21 protein-coding genes and 1 pseudogene are annotated in these 26239 nt (G+C 49.7%); 21 read left to right on the top strand and 1 reads right to left on the bottom strand.

Annotated elements, in window-relative coordinates; all coding sequences use genetic code 11:
• Positions 1–24: 24 nt before the first annotated feature.
• The 13 genes and pseudogenes from tssH (at position 25) to ACN9MQ_RS13080 (ending at position 13561) form a co-directional block, all read left to right on the top strand.
• On the top strand, positions 25–2640 hold the full coding sequence (tssH, locus tag ACN9MQ_RS13140) for a type VI secretion system ATPase TssH (protein WP_032678394.1): 2616 nt from the start codon (positions 25–27) through the stop codon (positions 2638–2640).
• Positions 2641–2664: 24 nt separating this feature from the next.
• Positions 2665–4101, top strand: a complete 1437-nt coding sequence (locus ACN9MQ_RS13135) for a serine/threonine protein kinase (RefSeq protein ID WP_426020984.1) — start codon at positions 2665–2667, stop codon at positions 4099–4101.
• A gap of 36 nt (positions 4102–4137) precedes the next feature.
• Positions 4138–5556 (top strand): hypothetical protein, encoded by a 1419-nt coding sequence (locus ACN9MQ_RS13130; RefSeq protein WP_020883471.1) that lies wholly within the window; start codon positions 4138–4140, stop codon positions 5554–5556.
• A gap of 35 nt (positions 5557–5591) precedes the next feature.
• Positions 5592–6314 carry an ankyrin repeat domain-containing protein gene (locus ACN9MQ_RS13125; protein WP_198921950.1) on the top strand — a complete coding sequence of 241 codons (723 nt, stop codon included), beginning with the start codon at positions 5592–5594 and terminating at the stop codon, positions 6312–6314.
• On the top strand, positions 6290–6775 hold the full coding sequence (locus tag ACN9MQ_RS13120) for a hypothetical protein (protein WP_426024721.1): 486 nt from the start codon (positions 6290–6292) through the stop codon (positions 6773–6775). Before ACN9MQ_RS13125 ends, ACN9MQ_RS13120 begins: the two co-directional genes overlap by 25 nt.
• Positions 6776–6857: 82 nt before the next feature.
• Positions 6858–8786, top strand: a complete 1929-nt coding sequence (locus ACN9MQ_RS13115; protein ID WP_426024720.1) for a type VI secretion system Vgr family protein — start codon at positions 6858–6860, stop codon at positions 8784–8786.
• Between the two features lie 11 nt (positions 8787–8797).
• Complete coding sequence (locus tag ACN9MQ_RS13110) at positions 8798–9268, top strand: DcrB-related protein (protein ID WP_020883475.1); 471 nt, start codon at positions 8798–8800, stop codon at positions 9266–9268.
• Between the two features lie 25 nt (positions 9269–9293).
• The gene (gene tri1 / locus ACN9MQ_RS13105) at positions 9294–10364 is read left to right on the top strand and encodes an ADP-ribosylarginine hydrolase Tri1 (protein ID WP_232946924.1); all 1071 of its coding nucleotides are present in this window, start codon (positions 9294–9296) and stop codon (positions 10362–10364) included.
• Between the two features lie 260 nt (positions 10365–10624).
• Complete coding sequence (locus ACN9MQ_RS13100) at positions 10625–10972, top strand: immunity protein Tsi6 family protein (protein ID WP_020883477.1); 348 nt, start codon at positions 10625–10627, stop codon at positions 10970–10972.
• A 16-nt stretch (positions 10973–10988) separates the two neighbouring features.
• Positions 10989–11174: pseudogene (locus ACN9MQ_RS13095) on the top strand (ADP-ribosylglycohydrolase family protein); the annotation flags it as partial.
• Positions 11175–11474: 300 nt separating this feature from the next.
• Positions 11475–11855 carry an immunity protein Tsi6 family protein gene (locus ACN9MQ_RS13090; protein ID WP_232946923.1) on the top strand — a complete coding sequence of 127 codons (381 nt, stop codon included), beginning with the start codon at positions 11475–11477 and terminating at the stop codon, positions 11853–11855.
• 35 nt (positions 11856–11890) lie between these two features.
• The gene (tri1, locus tag ACN9MQ_RS13085) at positions 11891–12991 is read left to right on the top strand and encodes an ADP-ribosylarginine hydrolase Tri1 (protein ID WP_426021115.1); all 1101 of its coding nucleotides are present in this window, start codon (positions 11891–11893) and stop codon (positions 12989–12991) included.
• A 120-nt stretch (positions 12992–13111) separates the two neighbouring features.
• On the top strand, positions 13112–13561 hold the full coding sequence (locus tag ACN9MQ_RS13080) for a hypothetical protein (RefSeq protein WP_050816912.1): 450 nt from the start codon (positions 13112–13114) through the stop codon (positions 13559–13561).
• A 229-nt stretch (positions 13562–13790) separates the two neighbouring features.
• On the opposite strand, the gene ACN9MQ_RS13075 is transcribed toward ACN9MQ_RS13080, so the two are convergent.
• Positions 13791–14054 carry a hypothetical protein gene (locus ACN9MQ_RS13075; RefSeq protein WP_426020987.1) on the bottom strand — a complete coding sequence of 88 codons (264 nt, stop codon included), beginning with the start codon at positions 14052–14054 and terminating at the stop codon, positions 13791–13793.
• Positions 14055–14746: 692 nt separating this feature from the next.
• Between ACN9MQ_RS13075 and ACN9MQ_RS13070 the strand changes: the two genes are divergently transcribed.
• The 8 genes from ACN9MQ_RS13070 to ACN9MQ_RS13035 all read left to right on the top strand — a co-directional run bounded on the left by ACN9MQ_RS13070 (position 14747) and on the right by ACN9MQ_RS13035 (position 26016).
• Complete coding sequence (locus ACN9MQ_RS13070) at positions 14747–16669, top strand: type VI secretion system Vgr family protein (protein WP_180251538.1); 1923 nt, start codon at positions 14747–14749, stop codon at positions 16667–16669.
• A complete protein-coding gene (locus ACN9MQ_RS13065) occupies positions 16662–17156 on the top strand; it encodes a hypothetical protein (protein WP_426020989.1) in 495 nt (164 codons plus the stop codon). Before ACN9MQ_RS13070 ends, ACN9MQ_RS13065 begins: the two co-directional genes overlap by 8 nt.
• A gap of 75 nt (positions 17157–17231) precedes the next feature.
• Positions 17232–17786 carry a hypothetical protein gene (locus ACN9MQ_RS13060; protein ID WP_229216804.1) on the top strand — a complete coding sequence of 185 codons (555 nt, stop codon included), beginning with the start codon at positions 17232–17234 and terminating at the stop codon, positions 17784–17786.
• 3 nt (positions 17787–17789) lie between these two features.
• Positions 17790–18866 (top strand): hypothetical protein, encoded by a 1077-nt coding sequence (locus tag ACN9MQ_RS13055; RefSeq protein WP_426020990.1) that lies wholly within the window; start codon positions 17790–17792, stop codon positions 18864–18866.
• Positions 18867–18942: 76 nt separating this feature from the next.
• Positions 18943–19383 (top strand): DcrB-related protein, encoded by a 441-nt coding sequence (locus tag ACN9MQ_RS13050; protein WP_041162718.1) that lies wholly within the window; start codon positions 18943–18945, stop codon positions 19381–19383.
• Between the two features lie 3 nt (positions 19384–19386).
• Positions 19387–23775 carry an RHS repeat-associated core domain-containing protein gene (locus ACN9MQ_RS13045; RefSeq protein ID WP_426020991.1) on the top strand — a complete coding sequence of 1463 codons (4389 nt, stop codon included), beginning with the start codon at positions 19387–19389 and terminating at the stop codon, positions 23773–23775.
• Complete coding sequence (locus ACN9MQ_RS13040) at positions 23775–24773, top strand: hypothetical protein (RefSeq protein ID WP_426020992.1); 999 nt, start codon at positions 23775–23777, stop codon at positions 24771–24773. Before ACN9MQ_RS13045 ends, ACN9MQ_RS13040 begins: the two co-directional genes overlap by 1 nt.
• A gap of 760 nt (positions 24774–25533) precedes the next feature.
• Entirely contained in the window at positions 25534–26016 is a 483-nt protein-coding gene (locus ACN9MQ_RS13035) for a hypothetical protein (RefSeq protein ID WP_044867402.1), read from the top strand.
• The last annotated feature ends 223 nt before the right edge of the window (positions 26017–26239 follow it).

Genomic DNA, 26239 nt, shown 5'->3' with positions numbered 1-26239 from the left:
GCATTGTTATCAACGGAACCGAACATGTCAGAAATCAGCCGTGCCGTGCTTTTCGGCAAACTGGATACGCTGTTATTTACCTCACTGGAAAGCGCCACCGCGTTCTGCAAGCTGCGCGGCAACCCCTATGTTGAACTGGTGCACTGGCTGCATCAACTGATGCAGCAGCAGGATGGCGATCTGCAACAGGTGATTCGTCATTTTGCCCTCGATGAACAGCAGCTGACGCGCGATATCGTGGCCGCACTGGATGCGCTGCCACGTGGCGCGAGTTCTGTTTCCGATCTGTCAGAACATATCGACAGCGCCGTGGAGCGCGCGTGGGTGTTTGGCTCGCTGAAGTATGGCGTCAGCCGTATTCGCGGCGGGCATTTACTGATTGGCATCCTGAAAACCTGGAATCTGGCTAACGTGCTGAAAAGCATCTCGGCGCAGTTCACCCGCCTTAACGTCGACGTGCTGATCGAGCAGTTTGATGCGATTTGCGCTCAGAGCAAAGAGACGCAGCAGGCGGCCGCTGCCGCGGATACGCCAGCCGGTACGGTGCCTGCCGCACAGGGGACGTTAGCCCAGTATGGTCAGGACCTGACTGCGCGCGCCCGTGAAGGGAAGATTGACCCGGTTGTCGGGCGCGATGAAGAGATCCGCCAGATGGTCGATATTCTGATGCGCCGTCGCCAGAATAACCCGCTGCTGACCGGGGAAGCTGGCGTTGGCAAAACGGCGGTGGTGGAAGGGCTGGCGCTGCGTATCGCCGAAGGCGACGTGCCGGCACCGTTGCAGAATATTCAGCTTTGGCTGCTGGATATCGGCATGCTGCAGGCTGGCGCAGGCATGAAAGGCGAGTTCGAAGCGCGTCTACAGGCCCTGATTAATGAAGTGCAGTCCAGCTCTACGCCAGTCATTCTGTTTATCGATGAGATCCACACCCTGATTGGCGCAGGCGGCCAGCAGGGTACCGGTGATGCCGCTAACCTGTTAAAGCCGGCTCTGGCGCGCGGGCAACTGCGCACCATCGGGGCCACCACGTGGGCGGAATACAAAAAATACATCGAGAAAGACCCGGCGCTGACCCGTCGTTTCCAGACGGTACAGGTTCACGAGCCGGACGAAGCCAAAGCCATTCTGATGCTGCGCAGCACGGTGTCACCGCTGGAGACGCATCACCAGGTACTGCTTCTCGACGAAGCGGTCAGCGCGGCGGTCAAGCTTTCACATCGTTATATTCCGGCACGCCAGTTGCCGGATAAAGCCGTTGCGCTGCTTGATACTGCCTGTGCCCGCGTGGCGGTCAGCCAGAGCGCGCCACCGGCACAGCTGGAAGATTGCCTGCGCCATCTCGCGGCCCTGGATGTGGAGATCGAGATTGCCGGACGCGAAGCGCGCGTGGGTGCCGGCGATCCGGAGCGCGTCGCAGCCTTGACCGCCGAGCGCGATACATACGAAACAAAGCGCGAAGCCCTGACCCAGCGCTGGGAAGAGGAACGTGCTCTTGTGACTGAAATCATCCGCCTGCGTGCCGCGCTTTTTGCCGCGGGTGATGACGAGACCGGCGAACTGCGCAGCGCGCTTAACGCGCAGCAGCAGGCGCTCAACGCTTTACAGGGCGACGAGCCGCTGCTGTTTGCGGCGGTGGATGAAAACGTGGTGGCGGCGGTGGTCTCTGACTGGACCGGTATCCCGCTGGGCCGGATGGTGAAAAACGAGATTGATGCGGTGCTCAACCTGGCTGATACCCTCAACCAGCGCGTCATCGGCCAGCGTCACGGCCTGGATCTGATTGCCCGTCGCGTGAAAACCTCGCGGGCAAAACTCGATGATCCGAACAAACCTGTTGGCGTATTTATGCTCTGTGGCCCGTCCGGCGTGGGGAAAACGGAAACTGCACTGGCGCTGGCGGAGTCGCTTTATGGTGGTGAGCAGAACGTTATCACCATCAACATGAGTGAATTCCAGGAAGCCCACACCGTTTCCACCTTAAAAGGTGCGCCTCCGGGATACGTGGGTTATGGTGAAGGCGGGGTGTTAACCGAGGCCGTTCGCCGTCGACCGTACAGCGTGGTCTTGCTGGACGAAATTGAAAAAGCGCACCCGGATGTACATGAAATCTTCTTCCAGGTCTTCGATAAAGGCTGGATGGAAGATGGCGAGGGCCGCCATATTGATTTCCGTAACACCATCATTATTCTGACGTCCAACGTCGGCACCGATCTGATCAGCGCCATGTGTGCCGATCCGGAACTGATGCCTGAGCCTGAGGCGTTAAGCGGCGCGTTGCGTCAGCCGCTGCTGGAGGTCTTCCCGCCAGCGCTGCTGGGCCGTCTGCTGGTGGTGCCGTATTATCCACTGAGCGACGAGATGCTGGGGCAGATTGTCCGCCTGCAGCTCAAACGCATTCAGCGTCGTCTGCAAGAGAATCACAATATTATTTCCGAGTTTGATGACAGCGTGGTGGAACAAATTGTTCAGCGCTGTACCGAGGTGGAGTCTGGCGGCCGCATGGTGGACGCTATTCTGACAAACACCTTGCTGCCTCAGATGAGCCAGATATTACTTACCGCCAGCCGCAGCGATGAGCAGTACCGACGTCTGCACGTCACCTGTGAGCAGGGCGAGTTTCACTGTCAGTTTGCCGCGTAATAATCATCAAGAGAACTGTAAAAGATGACGGATAATGATAACAATCGGACTGTCCCAAACGCGCTCCCGGTCGGGTATCGCTTCAACGAGTTTGAAATTAAAGAGGTGATCGGCGGCGGCGGGTTCGGCATCGTCTATCGCGCGTGGGATCATCAGCTCGAACGCACTATCGCTATCAAAGAATTCATGCCTGCCTCGCTCGCCGTGCGCGGCGACGATATGACGCTGGTACTGCGCAGCGAACGTTTTGGCAAAGCGTTTTCCGCCGGCCTGAACAGCTTCATTCAGGAAGCCCGCCTGCTGGCGCGCTTCAACCACCCGAACCTGCTTCACGTGCTGCGTTTCTGGGTGCAAAACGATACGGCCTATATGGGAACGCTGTTCTATAGCGGTACCACGCTTTCCCGCCTGCGCGAACAAAAACCGGAGCTGATTAACGAAGCCTGGATCCGTCGTATGCTGCCCATGCTGTTCGGTGCCATTAAGACAATTCATGACGAAGGCTATCTGCACCGCGACATCTCTCTGGATAACATCCAGATTCAGGACAACGGCCTGCCGGTTCTGCTCGATTTCGGCTCAGCGCGCCGCACCATTGGTAATCTCTCTGACGAGACGGAAACCATGCTGCGCCCGGGCTTTGCGCCAATCGAGCAGTACACTGACGACAACGAAAGCGAGCAGGGCCCGTGGACGGATATTTATGCTCTCGGTGCCGTGCTGCGTACCCTGATTGTCGGCTCACCGCCGCCGGTCAGCGTGGTGCGCTCAATTCAGGACACCTGCAAACCGCTGGTGGAACTGCAGCCGCAGGGCTATTCCCTCTCGCTGCTGCAGGCCATCGACCGGGCGCTGGCGTTGCATATGGAAGACCGACCGCAGTCCATCGATGAATTCGCGGCGTTTATTGAGATGCCAGTAGCGGGTATCGACGATGTACTGAGCGCGAAAAAACCGGGCACGATGCTGGTACCGGTAGAGGAAGAGGCACCGGCTTCTGCACTGGACTGGCACCGGTACAAAATCCCGGCAATGGTTGCTGCGGGCGTGCTGGTTGGCGTCGTCGCCGGAGCGATGCTGTTTAGCGGTGGCGACCATGATGCGCCAGAGCAGGCGGCGCAGGCCCCCGCTGAGACGCGCCCCGTTGAAACCGCATCGAACGCGCCGGAAGTGAAACCGGAAACGGCGAAAGCCAGTGAACAGACTGCACCGACTGCGACAGCGCAACCGGCCACCCCACCGGTGGATGCCAGCCCGGTGGCACTGGTCTATATCCGTATTCTTGACGGTGAGACCCTGAAAGTGAACGGTGAGCCAAAAACACTGCGTCCGGCAAATAACGGTTATGCATCGCTCAAGCTACCTGCGGGCGAGGCCAGAATTGAACTGCAGGGCAACGGGAAAACGCGTACCCAGACGCTGGATATCGCGAAGCCTGGCACCTGGCTGGTGAATCCGTAAGTAAGGTAAGCAGGGACTGGTAACAGGACGGAGCGAATGTATAACCTCAAGTTTGTCTATCTTTTCAGCGAGAATGTCTCGCCAGCGCTTTTCGCGAAAATTATCCGCCCGTCCGTAGCCGGGCAGTGGATAATGTCAGTTCCCGACAATTCGCTGCGCTCGCTGTTTACGCGTTACGATTTGCTGCATTCCATCACCGGGGCGAATCCCTATCAGTCAGGACGCGATACCCGTAAGCTGATCGTGCAGGATCTCGATATCGGCAGGATCGTTGCCATCGACGAGAGTTTCCGTAACTGGTCATCGGTAACGGAGATATTTTATATCAATGCCGATGGCCGACTGCAGGCGGCCTCGCTTACCGGTCTGGGCTGGTATCCGGTAAGCACAATCGTCGATCGCTACGAAACCATGGTGCGAACTTACGGTGCCCGTCCTGCGCCGACGGTACTGCCGAAGCAGGTGGTGAAATCCAAAGCGGCACAGGTGCCGGATGAGGCCACGCCGGGTAAAGACGGTAAAACCTATGCTTCGCAGCTACAGCAGATGACCAAGGCGGAACGCTGGCAGGCGCGTAAGGATCTGATCGCGAAGGGCAGCAACAGCCTTTACCCGGATGCGCAGATCGCCGCTAAACGACTGGCGGCGAATAATATTGCGGTGGAGAAAGCGAAGCTTGCTGAGAATGTTTATAAGACAGTGAATCCGCTGGAGACAACGCCGGGGGTGCCAGAGGGCTGGAAGGATATAAGCAACGATGCATCGGTGCTAAAGAAGTTAGGTCTTAAAAGTAAAACACTTTATGACAAGAGTGAGGATCCTGATTTTCTGGCACGCGTCTATCAGCCTGACCCTGACGTTTTTGGTGGCGATATGAACCCTACGCTGGTGTTCAGAGGGTCGAGGCAACCAGAGTTTTTCCCCATGAAGAACATGACTGACTGGAAAAATAACGGTGCGCAGGGGCTTGGGTTGGAGTCGGATTATTACCGAAGAGCCGTAAGTATGGGCGAGCAGCTCGCCAAATCAGGTCAAAAAATAGACATTGCGGGGCACTCTCTTGGGGGAGGTTTAGCATCAGCCACCTCTATGGCAAGTGGTATGGCGGGATGGACGTTTAATGCTTCTGGCCTAAATTCCGGTACCGTCGAGAAATATGGCGGAAGCATATTGGGCAGCACGGATAACATTCAGGCTTACCGCGTCGAGGGTGAACTGCTGACCAGGACTCAGGAAGTAAATGTTTGGGAAGATTTTAAAATGGTAAAAGGGCACGTGCCAGCACTTATAGCGAAAGAAGAGATTTCTGCCATTATGCCCAATGCTGCCGGAATAGCTCACGACCTTCCTGGTGGAATGGGGAGTGCATTTGACCGACATGGAATAGATCAAGCGATAAACTGTATTGAACAACAGAAGGATGAGGATATCTCTATTATCAGGAGCCGCGCGTGAAATCACTAATTTTTGGCTGGGTAGCGCTTTGTTTAATGTTTATGGTTCAGGGGTGCAAGCAAAATATGGATTTACAACCAGATAATTACTTTAATGGTGACCAGCTCACATTAGCGCGCGCAATTGAGAATGGTGACGGCGATGAGGTGAAAAAGTTAGCTTCGAAAACTGATTTAAACAAACCTGGTAAAGAGGACATGACCCTGTTGTTTTGGGCGGTGATGAATTCACTTAACGATAAAAAAACGCCTGAACATTTAAAAATTATCACTACTCTGATTAAGGCTGGCGCAGATCCGCTGCAGCCAAGGCCGCAGGGAAAAAGTTCGCCTGCAGAATTAGTATTAAAAGCGGACAGCGACGTGTGGATAAAGGCGATGCTGGACGGCGGATTATCTCCAGATGCAAAAGACAAAACGTTTGGTGAGCCTATAATATTCGAAAGTATCGAAGCGAAAAATACCGAGACACTCAAGGCGATGCTTGACGGCGGAGCGGATATTAATATTACCGACTCACTGGGTAGTACATTGTTAGTAGCCGCGCTGGATTACCACGCTTACGATCACGTGCTCCTTTTGCTGAAACGCGGTACTGACCCTGAAATTAGGACTATCAATGGCTGGACGATGGGTAATCAACTTCAACGTTATCTGAACAGAACAGAAGAAGGCAGTGAAGAATATAAAAAACTAACTGAAATCAAAGAGACGCTTATTCAACATGGTGGTAAATGGCCGCCAGCACCAGTCAAGTAAAGGTTAGGGCGAACATGACCGCGAAAAATAAAATTTTCTATTTCTGGGGTGTTATGGATGTCATCGGGATTGTGTTTTATTCGATTGGTCCATACCATTTACTTGAGTCATGGTGGGTTTCCACCGGAGGAAATCCGGGTGTAATTATCTTTATGCTGATAGCAGGTGGCGTAAACGGAATAGTGACAGGTGCTTTTTACCTTGTTTATCTCCTCATGCCAGTTTCCTTGCTTTTTTCTGCCTGGTTTTTTTTCACAAAACATCGATATGCGGTCGGTTTTGCTCTTATACAAGAAGTGCTGCGCGTTATCATCTTCAGTTGCTCAGTGACACTTTTCCCTATGGCGATCGCTGGTTTAAGATTGAGCGTTATTTCCATTAATATTGCTTTATTTATATTATCGGAAATATTAAAGATTGGCTCTCTCATATATATAATCAAAACAGTTCGCGCTAAATAACCAATCTGACACTGCATAGTATTACCATGACACATTTAGTGCCGTGAGTCTTTGCATCGCATAAGCCATATGGAATAAAGTTATGCTCAACCGAATTACCGTTCAGCTCCCGGTGGAGGGGCTTCTGTTCTGGAAACTGACGGGTCGCGAGGCGATGTCCGAGTCGTTCGCCCAGACGCTGACCCTGCTTGGCACGGATGCGCGCATTGACCGCAGCAAACTGCTGGGTCAGCCGGTCACGGTGACCATCCCGACGCAGAGCCTGCTGACGCCCCGCTATATCAATGGAAAAATCACCCGCGTGGCGGTGAGTGCCGTCGAGCTGACGGGCACCCGCTATGCGGTGTACCAGCTGACGGTGGAGCCGGACCTGTGGCCGATGAAGCGCGACCGTAACCTGCGTATCTTCCAGGGCCAGACGGTACCGCAGATTGTGAAAACCCTGCTGGGTGAACATCAGGTTAACGTGGAGGATAAGCTCACCGGGAGCTACCGGGTGTGGGACTACTGCGTGCAGTATCAGGAGTCGAGCCTGGACTTTATCAGCCGTCTGATGGAGCTGGAGGGGATTGCATACCACTTCAGCCACGACGCCGACAAGCACACCCTGGTGCTCACCGACGCCGCCACGCAGCATCAGCCGTTCAGCGGCTACGAAGTCATTCCTTACCACCAGACGCCGTCAGGCGGCAGTACGGATGAAGAGGGTATCAGCCAGTGGGCGCTGGAGGACAGCGTCACCCCGGGGATTTACAGCCTCGATGACTACGACTTCCGCAAGCCGAACGCGTGGCTGTTCCAGGCGCAGCAGAACCCGGCGTCACCGAAACCGGGCAGTATCGACGTGTACGACTGGCCGGGACGGTTTGTTGAGACCGGGCATGCGGAGTTCTACGCCCGTATCCGTCAGGAGCGCTGGCAGGTGGAGCACCAGCAGATTCAGGCGACGGCCACGGCCGCGGGTATTGCACCGGGACACACCTTCACCCTGACTAACGCCCCGTTCTTCAGTGATAACGGTGACTATCTGGTCACGGCGGCGGGTTACCATTTCGAGGAGAACCGCTACGCGAGCGGCGAGGGGGAAACCCTTCACCGCACTGATTTCGCGGTCATCCCGGCGTCGGTGTCATACCGTCCGGCGCAGAGCACGGCGTGGCCGCGCACCTACGGCCCGCAGACGGCAAAAGTTGTGGGGCCAAATGGGGAGAGTATCTGGACGGACAAATATGGCCGCGTGAAGGTGAAATTCCACTGGGACCGTCTGGCGAAGGGGGATGACACCAGCTCCTGCTGGGTGCGTGTGTCGAGCGCCTGGGCGGGTCAGGGGTACGGCGGGGTGCAAATTCCGCGGGTCGGCGATGAGGTGGTGGTGGACTTTATCAACGGTGACCCGGACCGTCCGATTATCACCGGGCGGGTGTATAACGAAGCAAGCATGCCGCCGTGGGCGCTGCCGGCTGCAGCCACGCAGATGGGCTTTATGAGCCGCACGAAGGATGGCTCCGTGGATAATGCCAATGCCCTGCGCTTTGAGGACAAGGCGGGCGCAGAGCAGGTGTGGATCCAGGCTGAGCGGAATCTGGATATTAACGTCAAAAATGACGAGTCTCACTCTACCGAAAAAAATCGTACCCAGTTTGTTGGTGAAGATGAAACCTTACGGGTAGCGAAAAACCAGAAATCAGGGATTAAAGGCGATGTGGTATGCCTGACGGGGAACAGTCGAAACGATAAGGTCGTTAATAATTTTATACTTTCCGCAGGTAATACGCTGAGACTGGAATGTGGTGAAAGCGCCATCGAGCTATCAAAAGACGGTAGCGTTCATATCATTGGTAATAACTTTAACTTTACTGCAAAACAGAATGCTCAAATTAATACGCTTTCCGGGGAATTGCACTTAAACCCTGATGACGGACGTAATGTCATCGACCCACCAGGTGCATCCCATCAGGGTGAAATCCAGCAGGAAGTGGATGGTTTTTTTGTTTTTAATGCCAATAAATAAGAATAACCAGAATGGCCGAATATATCCTTCAGGAAGCAACACTCGCCTTGCCCGATGTATTTAAAGACAGAACCATGAATTTATTCACCATGAGTGATAACGGAGCTAGCGAGTTTACTTTTGTTGTTTCTTGTGCGACGGCAAAAAACGAAGATAAAGTCCATGATGCGGCTACCCGACTGACGCGTGAACTGGAAATTACGGTGCCCGACTTTCGTCTTGAATCCTCTCAGATGACTTCTGTTAATGGTCATCCGGCGGTAGAGCTTTTTTATCAGTTTAAAAATGATAACTCGGTCATTTTTCAGAAGCAGACGGTGATTTTACTCGCTGACCATCCTGGCGGGCAAAAGATGGTGTTGATGTTTTTTCCGGCCGGAAAATTGACTTCCTTTCAGAATTCAATGCAACAGAGACTGAAGTGCTATTTAAGCCTAATACATCGTTTGAGGTTATCAGCAGGTCAGATGAACTTGGGATAACAAATATAGAATTAAGGGTAATACCATGATCGACCTTCATACTGAAGACTCTGTAATCAATCATTATGCCGATCGCTATCGTACATACATGCCAATTAATGTCCGTAAGGCAATAAAAAATAACGGTATTGATGGTTTGAGTTCTTCACAAGCCTGGGATGAAACATTACCTTTAATTACGACTGAAGATATTTCACGTGATAAAGCACTTGGGGCGCTGGTCGGTTTGGCTGTTGGGGACGCAGTCGGCACTACTCTTGAGTTTAAGAAAAGAGACAGTGAACATGTAGCGGATATGATTGGTGGCGGACCTTTTCATTTAAAACCCGGTGAATGGACGGATGATACGTCCATGGCATTATGTCTGGCGGAAACTTATCTTTCAGAAAACAGAATGCATACCGATATACTTAGAAAATATCTCGTTAAATGGTATCTTAACGGTGATAATAGCAGTAATGGTCGGTGTTTCGATATTGGCAATACGACGCGATTTGCGCTTGAACAGTATTTGCGTATCGGGCCTTCATGGTATGGTAATACCGAGAAACACACTGCTGGTAATGCTGCGGTTATTCGTCAAGCTCCGGTGTCTATCTTTCGTCGAAAATCGCTGCGCGCGATTTACTTCGAATCCCAGGCTCAGAGTCGCGCAACTCATGGCGCGGTAGAGTCAATTAATGCATGCCAATTTCTCGGATTGGTATTACACTATTTAATTAACGGTTATAAAAAAGAAGAAGCTTTTTCCCCTCATGTTTTCCCACTATGCGCGCGTGTAATGATCATAAATGCGGGTGAGTATAAGCAAAAAACTCGCGATCAGATTCGTTCAAGTGGTTATGTAATAGATACGCTTGAGGCCGCGATGTGGTCCGTATGGAATACTGACAATTTCAGAGATGCTATTCTGTTGGCCGCCAATCTTGCCGATGATGCTGACAGCGTTGCGGCGACGGCAGGACAAATAGCGGGAGCATTATATGGTTATTCTGGTATTCCGTCGGAGTGGAAAAACAAACTTGTACAACACGAGCGTATCGCCAAAATGGCAGGTGAACTGTTCGATAGAGCTCCTGAGGATAATTTTTTATAATTGAATAATTCATATGGCACGGCTATTGTAGCGTGCCATTGAGTTGAAGGGAAAATGTTGGGTTAATGTGAAGTAACATGTGAGGAAAACAACTCACTTTGCCAGCATAGAAAATATACTGAATTATGCAAAAAAAGTAGAGTAGTTCGGTAATATTGCTTCCTGTACCTGGTATTTGGCTAGTTAAAAAAATATCTCTACCAGCCAAAAGGTAGGGGGGTACAGAATTTATTCAGATAAAAATATGTCTAAGAGTGTTCATGAATAAAGAAAATTATAACGAGCTGAATTATATCAATGATGCCATTGATATAATCAATAAACGATTGGAAACAAAACCTGATTTTTCACTGTATGTTATGGTGAAGTGCCAGTTGGATTATATTAAATCTGTTTTGGTTGGCGCTGAAAAAGATAAAAGTAAATTACATTCATTGAATCTTGGAGTACTTGCATCTAAAGAATTTGATACAACAGATGCCGAACTTGCTGAGCATTTATCTAATGCTAATTATATAGCTTCGCAGATGGGGAAAGGATTGAAGATCATTCTTCCTCATGAACAAGATGTGGAATATTTGAAAAGACAAAAAAGATATCGTAAGTGATAGGCAGTTTTTTTGAATTCTGCTGGCCGCCAACCTTGCCTATGACGCTGACATCGTTGCGGCGACGGTGGGGCAAATAGCTGGAGCATTATATGGTGATTCCGGTATTCCCCAGGATTGGAAAAATAAACTCGAACAACACGAACGTATCGCCACAATGGCAGGTGAACTATTCGATAGAGCACTTGAGGATAATTTCTAGTAATTGTATAAATCATATGGCGCGGCTATTATAGCGTGCCATTAAGTTGAATAGAAAATGTTGTGTTGATGCGAAGTTGGATGTGAGACGAAACAACTTACTTTTCCAGTATTGAAATATGTCGAAATATCAAGTGGACCATATTTGATGATAGTCACTCATTAATAAAGAAAGTGATTTTTTAATTTCCCCTCTTAATTCTATTATCTTCCTTTAATAAAATGTGGTGACTGATTTTATCAGGCAGAAGTGGTCGGGAATAATAGGCGCGCTCTCACTCTAATAATTTGACTCAATATAATGAATGAAATAACAGCCTTGGATTATGTTGAAAAAGCATTAAATTTATCTCAAAAGAGATATGCTGAAGTTAGAAAAAGTAATCCCCAATCCCCGCTTTTGCAAATGTGCGACTCTACAGTACAACAATTATTATTTCTGCGGGACCTCATCGAAGGCAAGGAAAAGGATAAGGCTAAATTATGGAAGATGACGTTCGGTATGTATGCAGCGAAGGAGTTTGATAATTCGGATGAGTTGTTTTTTGAAAGGTTGTCGGATGCCTGGTTTATTGTTGATCAAATCCGCCGAGGATTAAAGGTTAGGCTCCCGCATGAGGTTGATGCCAATTATAGAATAAAACAACAAAATCTTAAAATGAAATATCCTGATGAATTCTAGGTTTGATATTAAATATATTTTATTATGGGTGGATGGTGATTGATTTACATGCTAATTTGAATGTATTGTTAAAATATGTAGATAGATATCGTAAGTACTTACCTGTTAGTAGTCTTTCAGTCCAGCAGAAAATGCAGTATAAATATAATGATAAACTATTAGAATCATCTTTTGATTGCGATGCACAAAAACGATGGGATTTAACACCATCGTGTAGTCTCTCCCTAGCGGAATCAAGGGATCGCGCGATTGGTGCCCTTATTGGCCTCGCTGTTGGAGATGCCGTAGGCACTACGCTCGAATTTTTACCGCGTGACAGAGCATACGTCAAAGATATGACAGGAGGTGGGCCATTTCGACTTCGCGCAGGCGAATGGACGGATGACACATCCATGGCATTATGTCTTGCGGAAACGCTTCTTGAGAAAGGTGATGCTGATACTATATGCTTCAGGAATAAGCTTCTGGAATGGTATCAGCATGGTTATAACAGTTCAAATGGCATCTGTTTTGATATAGGTAATACAACTCGCTTTGCTTTAGAACAATATTTAACTGTTGGTCCTGGGTGGAGCGGTAATACTTCGCCAGAAACTGCAGGTAATGCTTCTATTATCAGACAAGCCCCTGTCTCAATTTTTTTTAGAAAGTCATTAAGCAAAGCGTTTTATGAAGCTAAAAAACAGAGCATCGCCACGCACGGTGCCGCGGAAGCAATAAATAGCACACAGTATTTAAGTTATTTACTTGTACATATGATTAATGGCAGCAATAAAGATTTTGTTTTTGCTCCACACGTCATGCCGCTTCAGCCACGTGTAATGATTATCAACGCGGGTGAATATAAGCAAAAAACTCGCGATCAGATTCGTTCAAGTGGTTATGTCATCGATACGCTTGAGGCCGCGATGTGGTCCGTATGGAATACGGATAATTTCAGAGATGCTATTCTGTTGGCCGCCAATCTTGCCGATGATGCTGACAGCGTTGCGGCGACGGCGGGGCAAATCGCGGGTGCGCTGTATGGTTATTCCGGTATCCCACAGGAGTGGAAAGACAAATTGGTACAACACGAACGTATCGCCAGAATTGCAGGTGAATTATTCGACAGGGCTCCTGAAGATACTTTCTTGTAATTGTTTTCATATTTGGATAGTGAGGGTTTGAGCTGGCCGTAATTTCCGCTCAGGCAGATGGCGGGATTAATGGTTATTGCTGAGTGTGTTGCCCTTTTGACAAAAGATTAAAGAGGATAAATGGGAAATATTGTAATGCATTGGTTTTTCTTTATTTTCTTTATGATTTGGACACTAGCGCTTATCTGGAATGGAAAAGATTTTTTTAACAAGAAAAAGTGGCTCCTGGCGGGGATGATGTTGGTTCTGGTGTTAGTAGCCACAGTTGTCATTGGCTTTACGTTTAAATGGCTTTCTCAGTCGATGTCATTGTTTTCCATCGCAACGGCCAAACAATATTCGATCATTTTTTCTATGTCTTTTCTGTGCGTATGGGGTTTAAAGGTCACAGTTGTGCTGCTCTGTACTGTTTTCTCGGGGATTCTGAGGGGGCACAAAAGCTACAATGTGGAAAATTATGAAAAAATATCGTCTATATCACGCATCGTCGCGCCTGGCTTACTTATCGTTGCTAAAAGCTTAATTTCCCTCGGAAGCGTCCTTATGTTTTCGGGTCTTTGGCTAAAGTAAGCACAATGATTAAGGTTGCATAACGGATACCTTTGTTTCTACTGTTACCGCAACCACGTCTCCGCTTTGCGTCATGCCCTTGACCCGACCCGGAGGCGTGCATCGACCGCAGCAGGCAGCTCGGTCAACTGGTTGCGGTGATCATCCTCACGCAACCCGCCATGCGCCAATTGTTAATACTGGGGGGTGTGACTGTCATAGTCGGGCGAGCGAATAAGGAGCAGCGGATTCAATGAAGTTTCTCGGGTTTATTATTTTTTCTTTGGTCGCTTTTGCCTATATCTGGAATGGCAAAGATAATTTTAACAAAAAAGAATGGGTGGTTTTTTTTCGTAAAATTATCTTTTATATTAGTCGGCACTTTTATTCTGGTTTTCGTGTTGATCGGATTGCGGGAAATTTTCCCCTCGATGACAAAAGAAGATGGTGAGTTGGTACTAATCGTTATTCCGCCTTCGTTTGTTACACTGTTATTGGCTAAATTTTTCGTCATTATGCTTTGCACAATATTTGAAACTATAATGCGTTTTCATCAGCGATATAACACGGTGAAAAATTATTCGATTTTGTCATCGCTGGCAAATAGATATGGCCCCAGGTTGCTTTTGCTGGCGAAATGCCTGGCATCATTTGGATGCATTCTTATATTCTATGGTATCTGGCTAGCCTCCGCGGCCTAAGTGAAGAGACATTATAAACACTTAGAACAACTATCCGTTTCCCATAGCCTCCGCTACCAGTAACGAAGACCTTGAGGCGAACGATTGGAAATGGCTGTACACCTCAACTGACAAGTAAATACTTCATTACCAGGTGATATTGCCCATGCGTGTTAAGCCAGCAGGTTTGACTCCACCACACATTACTGAAGTCGGCTTGACGAATGAGAGGGGGTATCCATCTCCGGGAGTAACACTGTGGACGTGCTGGGGAAATTTCATCGCTGCGGAAGAAATGTGTGCTTTATACCAATGCTTTGTTTTTAGCATGGGGAAAGTATGGTGCCATGCGTAGGGTGTATTTTTAATTAGTTAATTAAGTGTTCCATATTAAATGATAGATTCCTCGTTGATTTCCCTCAGATGATTTTTCATCTGCCTGGTTACATGTAATAGTAAATGACTTTTTTCATTTATCCGTTTTTTATTATCTTCTCCAGCATAAAACCATTACGGAATAAAGATTATGCTCAACCGAATTACCGTTCAGCTCCCGGTGGAGGGGCTTCTGTTCTGGAAACTCACAGGTCGCGAGGCGATGTCCGAGTCGTTCGCCCTGACGCTGACCTTGCTTGGCACGGATGCGCGCATTGACCGCAGCAAACTGCTGGGTCAGCCGGTCACGGTGACCATCCCGACGCAGAGCCTGCTGACGCCCCGCTATATCAATGGAAAAATCACCCGCGTGGCGGTGAGTGCCGTCGAGCTGACGGGCACCCGCTATGCGGTGTACCAGCTGACGGTGGAGCCGGACCTGTGGCCGATGAAGCGCGACCGTAACCTGCGTATCTTCCAGGGCCAGACGGTACCGCAGATTGTGAAAACCCTGCTGGGTGAACATCAGGTTAACGTGGAGGATAAGCTCACCGGGAGCTACCGGGTGTGGGACTACTGCGTGCAGTATCAGGAGTCGAGCCTGGACTTTATCAGCCGTCTGATGGAGCTGGAGGGGATTGCATACCACTTCAGCCACGACGCCGACAAGCACACCCTGGTGCTCACCGACGCCGCCACGCAGCATCAGCCGTTCAGCGGCTATGAGGTCATTCCTTACCACCAGACGCCGTCAGGCGGCAGTACGGATGAAGAAGGCATCAGCCAGTGGGCGCTGGAGGACAGCGTCACCCCGGGGATTTACAGCCTCGATGACTACGACTTCCGCAAGCCGAACGCGTGGCTGTTCCAGGCGCAGCAGAACCCGGCGTCACCGAAACCGGGCAGTATCGACGTGTACGACTGGCCGGGACGGTTTGTTGAGACCGGGCATGCGGAGTTCTACGCCCGTATCCGTCAGGAGCGCTGGCAGGTGGAGCACCAGCAGATTCAGGCGACGGCCACGGCCGCGGGTATTGCACCGGGACACACCTTCACCCTGACTAACGCCCCGTTCTTCAGTGATAACGGTGACTATCTGGTCACGGCGGCGGGTTACCATTTCGAGGAGAACCGCTACGCGAGCGGCGAGGGGGAAACCCTTCACCGCACTGATTTCGCGGTCATCCCGGCGTCGGTGTCATACCGTCCGGCGCAGAGCACGGCGTGGCCGCGCACCTACGGCCCGCAGACGGCAAAAGTTGTGGGGCCAAATGGGGAGAGTATCTGGACGGACAAATATGGCCGCGTGAAGGTGAAATTCCACTGGGACCGTCTGGCGAAGGGGGATGACACCAGCTCCTGCTGGGTGCGTGTGTCGAGCGCCTGGGCGGGTCAGGGGTACGGCGGGGTGCAAATTCCGCGCGTCGGCGATGAGGTGGTGGTGGACTTTATCAACGGCGACCCGGACCGTCCGATTATCACCGGGCGGGTGTATAACGAAGCAAGCATGCCGCCGTGGGCGCTGCCGGCGGCGGCCACGCAGATGGGTTTTATGAGCCGCACGAAGGATGGCTCCGTGGATAATGCCAATGCCCTGCGCTTTGAGGACAAGGCGGGTGCAGAGCAGGTGTGGATCCAGGCTGAGCGCAACATGGACACCAGCATTAAGAACGATGAAACGCACAGCGTCGGTGGCGAGCGCAGCCATTATGTGAAGAAAAATGAACTGCATCGGGTGGAAGCGAATCAGATCCAGGCGGTGAAAGGCGGAACAGAGATCCTGACGGGCAAAGGCAAGCTGGATGCGGCGGTGGAGCAATATGTCATTGCTTCTGGTACGAAGCTACGGCTGGTCTCTGGTGAAAGCGCAATTGAGCTGAACGCTAACGGCAAGATTAACCTCATCGGCAAAGAGTTTAATTTCTTCGTTGAAGGAGATGGTCATATCACCACCGGCGGTAAGCTGCACCTGAATACGTCTGGCACACAACCGGGCACCACGGCGCCGGGTTCCGGGCATAAAGGGGATATTGATGCGGCGGTGCAGGAGAAATTTACGACTAAAGGTGAGTAAGGTCGTAGCAGTGCTTATTGCATTATTAACAACGGGAATGGCTGAGGGAGATTCAGAGAAAAAGGATCTCTGGGCGTTCATTTCACAAATGAGCGCCTCACTCAAAACGTTATCCGTTACGAGTCTAAATGACATGTCGTTGCATTTTAACTACATGAAAAATAATGCATATATGAACTTCTACCATGCTGATGATTTCAAGCTTTTGGAGGGTACGAGCATTACTACCATTGATTTACGAGTAAGCAAAGAAAATGATGGCATGGCTCCCTTACTGAATTTTTCACCATCAGGCCAGTGCATCACACTTCAAACCGTTAAAAAGCATTACCCACAACTGACGTTAACTGATTATCCCCGAGGCCGCTCGGAGAATGAAGTGACCAGTTATACAGCACTAAAAGATATGAATGGACAAAAAGTGAGTTTCAGTTTCACCGTAAAAAAACCTGACTGTCTGAGCTCTGTTGTTATTAGCGCTGACTAAGAAAACAGCTTCCATGACTCGCGGTTTCCCACATCGGTGAGAAGCGTAATTTAGATTGAGAAAATGACGATTAACGTGAAAAAACAGACTCCGACATATCTTTTTTTTGTTCTGATGCTTACCTGTCTGTGCAGCAGTGCGGTATTGGCTCAAGTTATACCGCCCGTTCTGACAAATCACGATTTTTCTGTGCAGATAAAAAGCCAGCCTGTCGAATTGGGTGAAAGATGGACTCCTGACGTTGCGCGCAGAATTGACGTGCCAGTGGAAGGCAGTTTTACCGGTGAGGTTCCTTTTGACGGAGCTAACTATAAATTCTTCCAGCATCAAAAGTCTGGGTTAGACATTTTCAGTTCCAATCTCTGGTGGGATAAAGCGGAACGAAGCGTTGATGATTATATCGTGTCGCAGATCACGCTGACTGCTACAGATGCCGCAACGCCGCGTGGTGTCCATGTTGGTTCAACGAGAACGGACTTGAACACAGCATACGGTGACGGTCAGGTCGCAAAGGATGCCGGAGAACAATGGATTACCTATGAGTTGGGTAAAAAGGTCCTCTCTTTTGAGATCAAAGACAGTAAAATTGTGAAGATAACAATGAATTACGACAATGGAAATCCAGAGTAATTTATGAAAAGGAAATATCTGGCAGCCGTATTGCTCACCGCTTTCTTGGCAGATGCAACTGAAACTGCAACTGCGCTAGAGTTATCACAATACAATAAGCTCAATACGGTCAGTCGCATCGTTAACGATAGCGAAGTGACTGACCTCCTCAGAAAGGCCCTGGGAAGCGATTACCAGACGTTTATCAACAATTTTGATGTATTTGGTGAACCGCATTCCACGGCTGACGGAGGATTGTTGATTGAAGGCTGGCTAAAAGATCTTTATCTGGAAAACGCCTCTGCTTTGGTTATCGAACCAGATGGCAAAATCTACGCTGCCTGGGTCGTACCCGAATCTGACGTTATTCATTATCAGTTTTCTGAACATCGCCAGGATATTAACGGCGATATTAAAAAATGGGCTGCAAGATTTGGCACACTGCATTTTGAAACGATAAGCCAATCTGGTCCCGCATTTGGCGGAGTATGGTCAGGCGAGTACGCGAACGACTCGACGTTAACTCTGCGGTTAGCTGAATCAGGTGGCCGTATCTCCGGATCTTATTGCTATATTTCTCAAAGAGGAAACCGCATTGATTGCCCGGAAGATGATGAGCGTAATCTTAGCGGTACGATCGCGGGCAATCGTGCCAATGTTGAGTTCAACTCTTCGTTTGGCGGTATAGGCGGACGGGCTGTTCTGGAAATTAAGGGGAGTGAAATGGAATGGCGTTTAGTTACTCCTCCTCAAAAAGGAAATTATTATGCTCCGCAGCGTTATACGTTACATAAAGCTGCTTCGGCTCAGACAGTTGAAACCCGAAAACTCGATACTGAAAAGTTCGCTATTTCTCTGGTCAATAAATGCGGGCGTTTTACTAGTGAATGTGACCAGATGTATTATCTCGGCGTGCGCAAAAGTGATAATAGTACGATCTCCCTTAAGGGGAAAACGTTGCACGATCCTGCAGGTAAAATAATTGGTTCTACCTATAAGAATGGCGAGATCGCTTACACCGTGACTTACTCACCCGTGAAATTGGTCGTGAGCAAAGGCAGCCATGTGTTAGTTGAACAGTCAGGTCAGTGGCTTAAATAATGCATTCGCCAGCCCAAAGGCCAGCATGGATTGGCCCCTTTTATTTCTCACACTATTAATCATCCCGAGTTCACTTATGAAATATACCCTCCAGGAAGGTTCCTTCTCCCTTTTTCCTGCCGCGTGGCAGGATAACAGTATGAACATTATTCGCGACGACGAAAGCGGGTTGTCCGTGGTGGTCAGTCGCGGCGTTATTCCGGATGGCAGCGACTATGAGAAAGAGTTTCACCGCCAGTGGGAACTACTACGTCCGCAGATGGGCGAGATTGCCCAAAGTGCATTCCAGAGCGTAAAGGTCGGGCCTGACGGAAAAATTAACGCGCTGGAAGTCGAGACGACCTTTGACAGTAACGGACAGCGCATTTGGCAAAAACAGCTGGCCGTACAAACGCCGGGCAAGCCGGTGTTGATGATTTTTACCCTCTCGGCGCTCAGAGCATTCACCGCAGAGGATGAGGTGCGCTGGAGCGCGCTTAAGCAGAGTTTGACGCTAAACGACAACCGGAATGTGTAAGGCATGAGCGATAACAACGCGGCCCGTCAGGGCGACGAGATCATTCACTCCAGCATTTTTGCGGATATCACCAGTATTGTGGCGGAAGGTGCGGCCTATGCCGTTATCGGCGCTGCCGTAGGCGCGGCGGCAACCGTTGCTGCTCCGCTGCTGGGGGCGGGTGCCGCCGCCGCGGGCGTGGCGGCGATTGGATCCAGCTGTCTGTTAAGTGGGATCATTGGCGGCGTACTGGCAAACGTGGCAGGTATAACTGACGATATCAGCAACGCCGCCGAAGGCTTAGGCAACGCGCTGTTCCCGCCATCACCAGCGGGCAAAATTACCACCGGGTCTGATAACGTTCTGACGAACGCGATTCCCGCGGCACGAGCGGCCGGGACGCTGACGCCCGCCGACACACCGTCACCTGAACCACAGTCTCCGGGCAGCTTTGCCGATTACGCCGGCATGCTGCTTTCCGCCGCTGGACAGTTTGGCAGCGAGATGTGGCAGCCGAGCGTGGCTTCTGCCGCCGCGGGAACCTCGCCGCTGGAAGAAGACAAGGTGGCGTGCGAAAAGCACTCCGGGCCGCAATACCTCGCGGAGGGCTCTAAGAGCGTCTTCATTAACGGGCAGCCCGCGGTACGTGCAAAAGATCGCACCACCTGTGAAGGCACTGTCTCTGATGATGTGTCCCCGAATGTGATCATCGGCGGGGACACGCTCACGGTCCGCGATATCAAAAGCGGTAAAACGCCGGGTCTGGCGCTGGGGATGATTGCGCTCTCCCTGCTGCGCGGACGTCCGGGTAAAATCCTGAAAAATATGCCCTGTGCACTGGCGGCAGCCGGCGGTGGCATGCTGGCCGATATGGCCGTTAATGCTGTGTTTGGCTCCTCGCACCCGGTACATGCTGCAACCGGCGTGAAGGTGCTGAATGATGACGATGAACTCGATTTCTCGCTGCCGGGGCGCTTCCCGCTGCGCTGGCAGCGCAGCTACAACAGCCTGACCACCCGTGAAGGGCTGTTTGGTCTGGGTTGGGCGACAACCTTTGACAGCTATCTGATGCTCGAAGAGAACAACGCGACCTGGTTCGACGAAACCGGCCGTGAGCTGACCTTTGAGCTGCCGCCCGTCGATCGCGCGTTTTACAGCATCAGCGAAGGCATCATCATCCGCCGCAATGAGAGCGGCGACGTGGCGATTGCCGACGATGACGGTGCGGTATGGCGTCTGTATAAACCGACCCGGGCGAATCCCACCCTCCTGCGTCTGGCCTCCCTCAGCGACGAATACGGTAACGCGCTGCTGACGGAGTGGGATGAACACGGCAGGCTGGTCAATCTTCACGATGAGCCACGGGCGATTGATGTCACCCTGCGTTATGAAGATGAGCGTTTCCCACTGCGCGCCACCTCTGCCAGCCATTTTGACGGCAACCGTACCTGGCCGCTGATGCAGTGGGGTTACGATGCGCGTGGCCAGCTGGCGAGTGTGACGGATGCCTCTGGCGTAGTAACGCGTGAATACCGCTATAACGACCACGGCCTGATGGTCTGGCATCGCCTGCCGGGCGGGCTGGAGAGCGAATACCGCTGGCAAAAATTTGACCACTGGCGCGTTGTGGAAAACCGCACCAGCACCGGCGACGGCTGCCGCTTCACCTACGATTTAGCCGCCGGGCTGACGACCGTCGAACACTACGATGGTCAGACGCGCCGCCACTACTGGAATGCCCAGAATCTGATTGTCCGCTACGTTGACGAGCGCGGTGAAAACTGGCGCTATGAGTGGGATGACAACGAACTTCTGACCCGTCGCATCGATCCGCTCGGTAACGCCGTCACCTTTGTCTACGACGAAATGGGCAACCGGGTGCAGGAAATCGACGCCGACGGCAATACCCGCACCACCACCTGGCTGGAGCACCGCGCGCTGCCGTCAGCCATCATTGAAGCCGACGGCAGTGCGACCCGTTTCTGGTACGACGAACATCACGGGCTGAAGCGTGTGGTAGACCCGATGGGGCAGACAACATTGCTGCGCCGGGACGAGTTTGGTCAGGTCGTTGAAGAAGTTGATGCCGCGGGAAACCGTCGCTACCAGGAGTACAACGAGGCCGGGCAGGTCATTCGTGCCACAGACTGTTCAGGACGAATAACCCGCTATACCTATCATCCGCTGGGCTGGTTAACGACTGAGATCGGCGCTGACGGCGAAGAGACGCGCTATCGCTACGATGCCGCAGGGCGTCCGGTGCAACTCGATCGACCGGAAGGCTGGACAGAGTCACTTGCATGGAACGAACGCGGCCTGCCGGTGACGCATGCGGGCGCTGATGGCAAAGAAAGTGAGTTTAAATACGACGAGGCAGGACGATTAACCGCTACGCGTAACACTCAGGGTGAAGAGGTCCGTCGCCGCTGGGACAGCCGCGGGCGACTGATTGCCCTGGAAAATGAAAACGGCGAAGCGTACCAGTTCCGCTGGGGCGCGGACTCGCTGCTGCTGGAAGAGGTGGGGCTCGATGGCGTAACCTCGCAGTATCGCTATGACGCATGCGGGCGAACGATAACGCGCACGTTTGCCGCCGGTCATCCGGAAGCCATCACCCATGCCTTCGCCTGGAGCGCGAGTGGCCAGCTGGTTGCCCGCACCACGCCGGAAGGGCAGACCCGTTATCACTACACACCGTCAGGTTTGCTGAGTCGCATTGGACTTCATCCGGCACTTTCCGTTGACGCCTGGAGTGCAGAGGCAGAACAGGAACTCGCCTTTGAGTACGACGCCCTGGGGCGTGTCACGCGTGAAGTGGGCGAGCACGGTGAGCTGGCATGGGAGTATGATGCTCTCGGCAACCGCACCTCCGTTACGCTGCCCGATGGCCGCGAGCTGAAACAGTTCTACTACGGCAGCGGGCATCTGCTCAGCATTGCCCTCGATAAGCTGTCGGTCTCCGATTTTACCCGCGACGAACTCCACCGGGAGACCAGCCGCACCCAGGGGCTGCTGACCACCCGTAGCGAATACGATCGTCTTGGGCGACTGCATCGCCGGGACGTCTTTACCGGCAATGCCCAGCGCCCGTCGCCTCGCCGCTGGTCCCGCCGCTGGGATTACGACTACCGCAATAACCTGGTGCGGGAAGAGCGGGACGATAACCCGTTCAGCTGGTACCGCTGGCAGTACGACAGCGCCGGGCGTCTGCTGATTCAGGACGGCACGCTGCCCGGCCAGGAACAGTGGCGCTGGGATGCTGCCGGTAACCCGCTCGAAGGTACTGCTGAGAAGGTCACACACAACCGCCTGGCGCAGCTGAACGGCATTCGCTGGCGTTATGATATCCACGGCCGCACCGTGGAGAAGGATAACGGCCAGATCCGCTGGCATTACCGCTACGACGGTGAGCACCGTCTGACGGAAGTCATCAGCCAGCCGCGGGACCGCAACAAACCGCAGACGCAGGTCAGCTTCCGCTACGATCCGCTTGGGCGACGCATCAGCAAAACGCGTCGCCAGATGCTGGGCGGGCAGCCAACCGGCAAGCCGGTCAGCACCCGGTTTGTCTGGGAAGGTTTCCGCCTGCTGCAGGAAGTGCACGGGGACGTGCCGCTGACCTACGTCTACAGCGATCAGGACAGCTACGACCCGCTGGCGCGAATTGACGGCGTAGATGCCCCGGAAATCTTCTGGTTCCACTGTCAGCCCAACGGCACGCCGGAGCGGATGACGGATATCGAGGGGCAGGTGCGCTGGGAAGGGGTGAACAGCGCCTGGGGCAAGCTGCTGCGGGAAAGCGAGACGCTGATATCAGGATATTCTCAGAACCTGCGGATGCAGGGGCAATACCTGGACCGTGAGACGGGGCTGCACTACAATCTGTTCCGGTATTACGACCCGGACTGCGGACGGTTTACGCAGCAGGACCCGATAGGGCTGGCGGGGGGGATAAACCTTTACCAGTATGGTGCAAATAGTTTAACCCGAATAGACCCTCTGGGATTAAAACAAGAGGAAGTTATACGCTATATGAGTAAAGATGAAGCGATTGCATCAGCTTCTGAACGCGATGGTAAAGGCGGATTGGTTCCTAATAATCGTGGTGAAAAAGCCATATGGGTTAATCATGATAGCCGACCAGGGTTTAACCCTGGAAATGAAAAGTATCGTGCCGTTATGACCGTAAATGACTCTGGGGTTGAGCTTCTTAATCAACATAGTGATATATCAAAAGTTGATTACAAAGAAACCGGGCTGAAAGATGGAGTTCTATCAAAGAGAAATGAACCTGGAGCAAGGGGCATCGGTAAAAATATCCTTTCTCGTTTTAATGATAAAATCACTTCATTCCAGATTGAAAAGAAAGATGCTAAAGGTAATTGGAAGAAATGTGGTAAGAGGATTACTTAATGATTTTTGAAATGTATCTACATAAAATTGAACACTTCACTAATGCGAGAGCAGAGATTGAAAGTTTTGGAAATTATGTCTATGTTCAAGATGAACCAGACCTTTTTCCCGTTTATTTTAAAAAAGAAAATGGGAAGTATGCAGAGTTGAGTCGTTGGCAAACTTGCTTTCCTAAGGTTATGTTACAGCGTGCATTAAAGAAGCTAGGCCTAAGTGAAGAAGGGAAATATGCATTTGAAGTTTTTCTTTCTCGATTAGGTTATCTGTTTCAAATAGATAATCGACAGCGTATAGATAAAGATATCGTTATATTATTTTATATACATCAACTTCTTTCCTTAAAAAACAGTAAAGAAGATTACGCAATAAAAGCAAAAGACTTTTTTTTAAGGTTTTTGTGTTTTGAAATGGGCATGGATGATGACTCTTATAATTTACTATGCATTACTAATGATGGGCTCTGTATAAATACTGTTCAGCATGGCAATGTAACTGTATTATCATTGCTTGAGCAATTTTATGCACAATTTGAAAAAAAGAAAAACTTTGGAGATATTAAGGCTATAAAATACTATCAATCATCGGTATTGAATTTTTTGTTTGTTGCGAATAACGAAGTTAATCACCTGTTGTTTAATGATAAAAATTGCTATCTTATCGATCCTGGCAATTTTATTAATGCATATAAAAAATCTAAAAAAATAATATATAAAGCTTTGGAGCAGTGTTTTGATAAGTATCAATCTACAAAAAATTTATTAATATCCAACTTCATTCTAATGAATTACGCTTATTATATTCTTAGAGATAATTTAGCAGATCTTAAAACATTGAGAAGACACGTTTCTTCAGATATATTTGGAAGGGTAATTTCCGCTATAGTATACAGAGGTTTCTTTGTAGATGAAGAAAAAATACTGAGGTTAGTTGGTGATGAATATGAATTCGGACCTGAAGGTGAAGATCGGAAATTATTTAATTTAATATATTCGATTTAAAATGTTAATGTTCGACCACAATCGAGGGTGTTAGGATTTGAATAATGAATCCGCTGTGGAACCCTCGATTCTAAAAAACCAGGTTATGGACTGTTAATAACTTTACGGTACGCATGTTGTCAATAGAACAATATGTATACCTCTTACAGTGCATTAGTGTACGCTGCTATAAAGATTACAGATTATTTTCTTAACAAAAAGTATCATATAAATTTTATTGATGTTCGGTATTTAAGGTTATGCTAACAAACCACAGACGACTTTGTGGCATTCGCTGGCGCTATGACTCCATAAACTTACCGAATGTGTTGAAAGATAACGTCCAGATTTCCTCTCAACCTCATATTCATGGTAATGAATACTGGAATGTTTATCGCGAAGTTGATGGTGCTAATGTGGTAAGTGGCAAGGACCTCATAATAAAGATTATAAAGGTATTGATAGTTACTCGAACAGAACGCTTAAAAAAGAACGATCCTCTATGCATTGCATTCAAATGGTGATCAGTTACCTGCATACACCATAACTCATACTACAGTTAGGCAATCTAAAGGTGATTCATTAGGATATCATGAGGTGTCACAAGTGACACTTAACTCAGATTTCCCTATAGGAACCAAAGTTAGGGAATATTATGTATTAAGGATATATTTGTTTCTAGGGGTTGTGCAACGGCGAATCCTCAATCCGGAAAGGGGGGGCAGTTTTACATACCTGAAGAAGCAAGAGGTAAATTAATTCCTGGTAAGATTATAGATATATGAAGAAGATGACATTTAATGTTAAAAATGGGAATGTTAAAATTGATGGTTATCCTATTGAACTTAGCTCTTTTGAAACATTCACTTCATCTGAATTTTACAAAACCCATCCGCAATTCACTAAGATAGGTAAATTTTATTTTTCGAAAAATGATATTGAATGGGAAGGGCAGAACTTTATCGTAGAGTTCAGACCAGCAATTTTCTCATTTAACCCATCTCTTTTTCTTACAAGTAAAGACGGAGATTTTTATCAATCACTCAAAGATTGGGATAAGAGGGCATCGTTAAAAAATCTAGAAGAGGAAGAAAGACGATTGACAGAATGGGTTCAAAATAAATTTTCCAGAAACAATATGGGAAAGATAAATAAGCCTCCATATGGAACAAAATGGACTTATGAATGGGGAGAGATAACAGTGCAATCAAATGAAAGATCCTTTGATTGTGGGATATATATTGGATGGGATCTTAATCTCTGATGGTAATAAATCGTACATTACATATATGAGTTATCCATTCATGTAACGGAAGTCATATTGTCCAATAGTGATATTTAAATTTATTATAGATGACTGCCTTATTTGGTATACGAGATAAAAACTCGGATTAATCCCTTTTTTCTAAATGAAATAATAATCTTCTTTGTACATCTTTTAAAAATGAGTCTAAAAAAGAGAAATGTATAATGAAATGCATAAAGAA

It is taken from the genome of Enterobacter sp. R-25 (assembly GCF_049913205.1).
GTDB lineage: Bacteria > Pseudomonadota > Gammaproteobacteria > Enterobacterales > Enterobacteriaceae > Enterobacter > Enterobacter ludwigii.
This window is presented reverse-complemented; position numbering and strand designations above follow the sequence as displayed.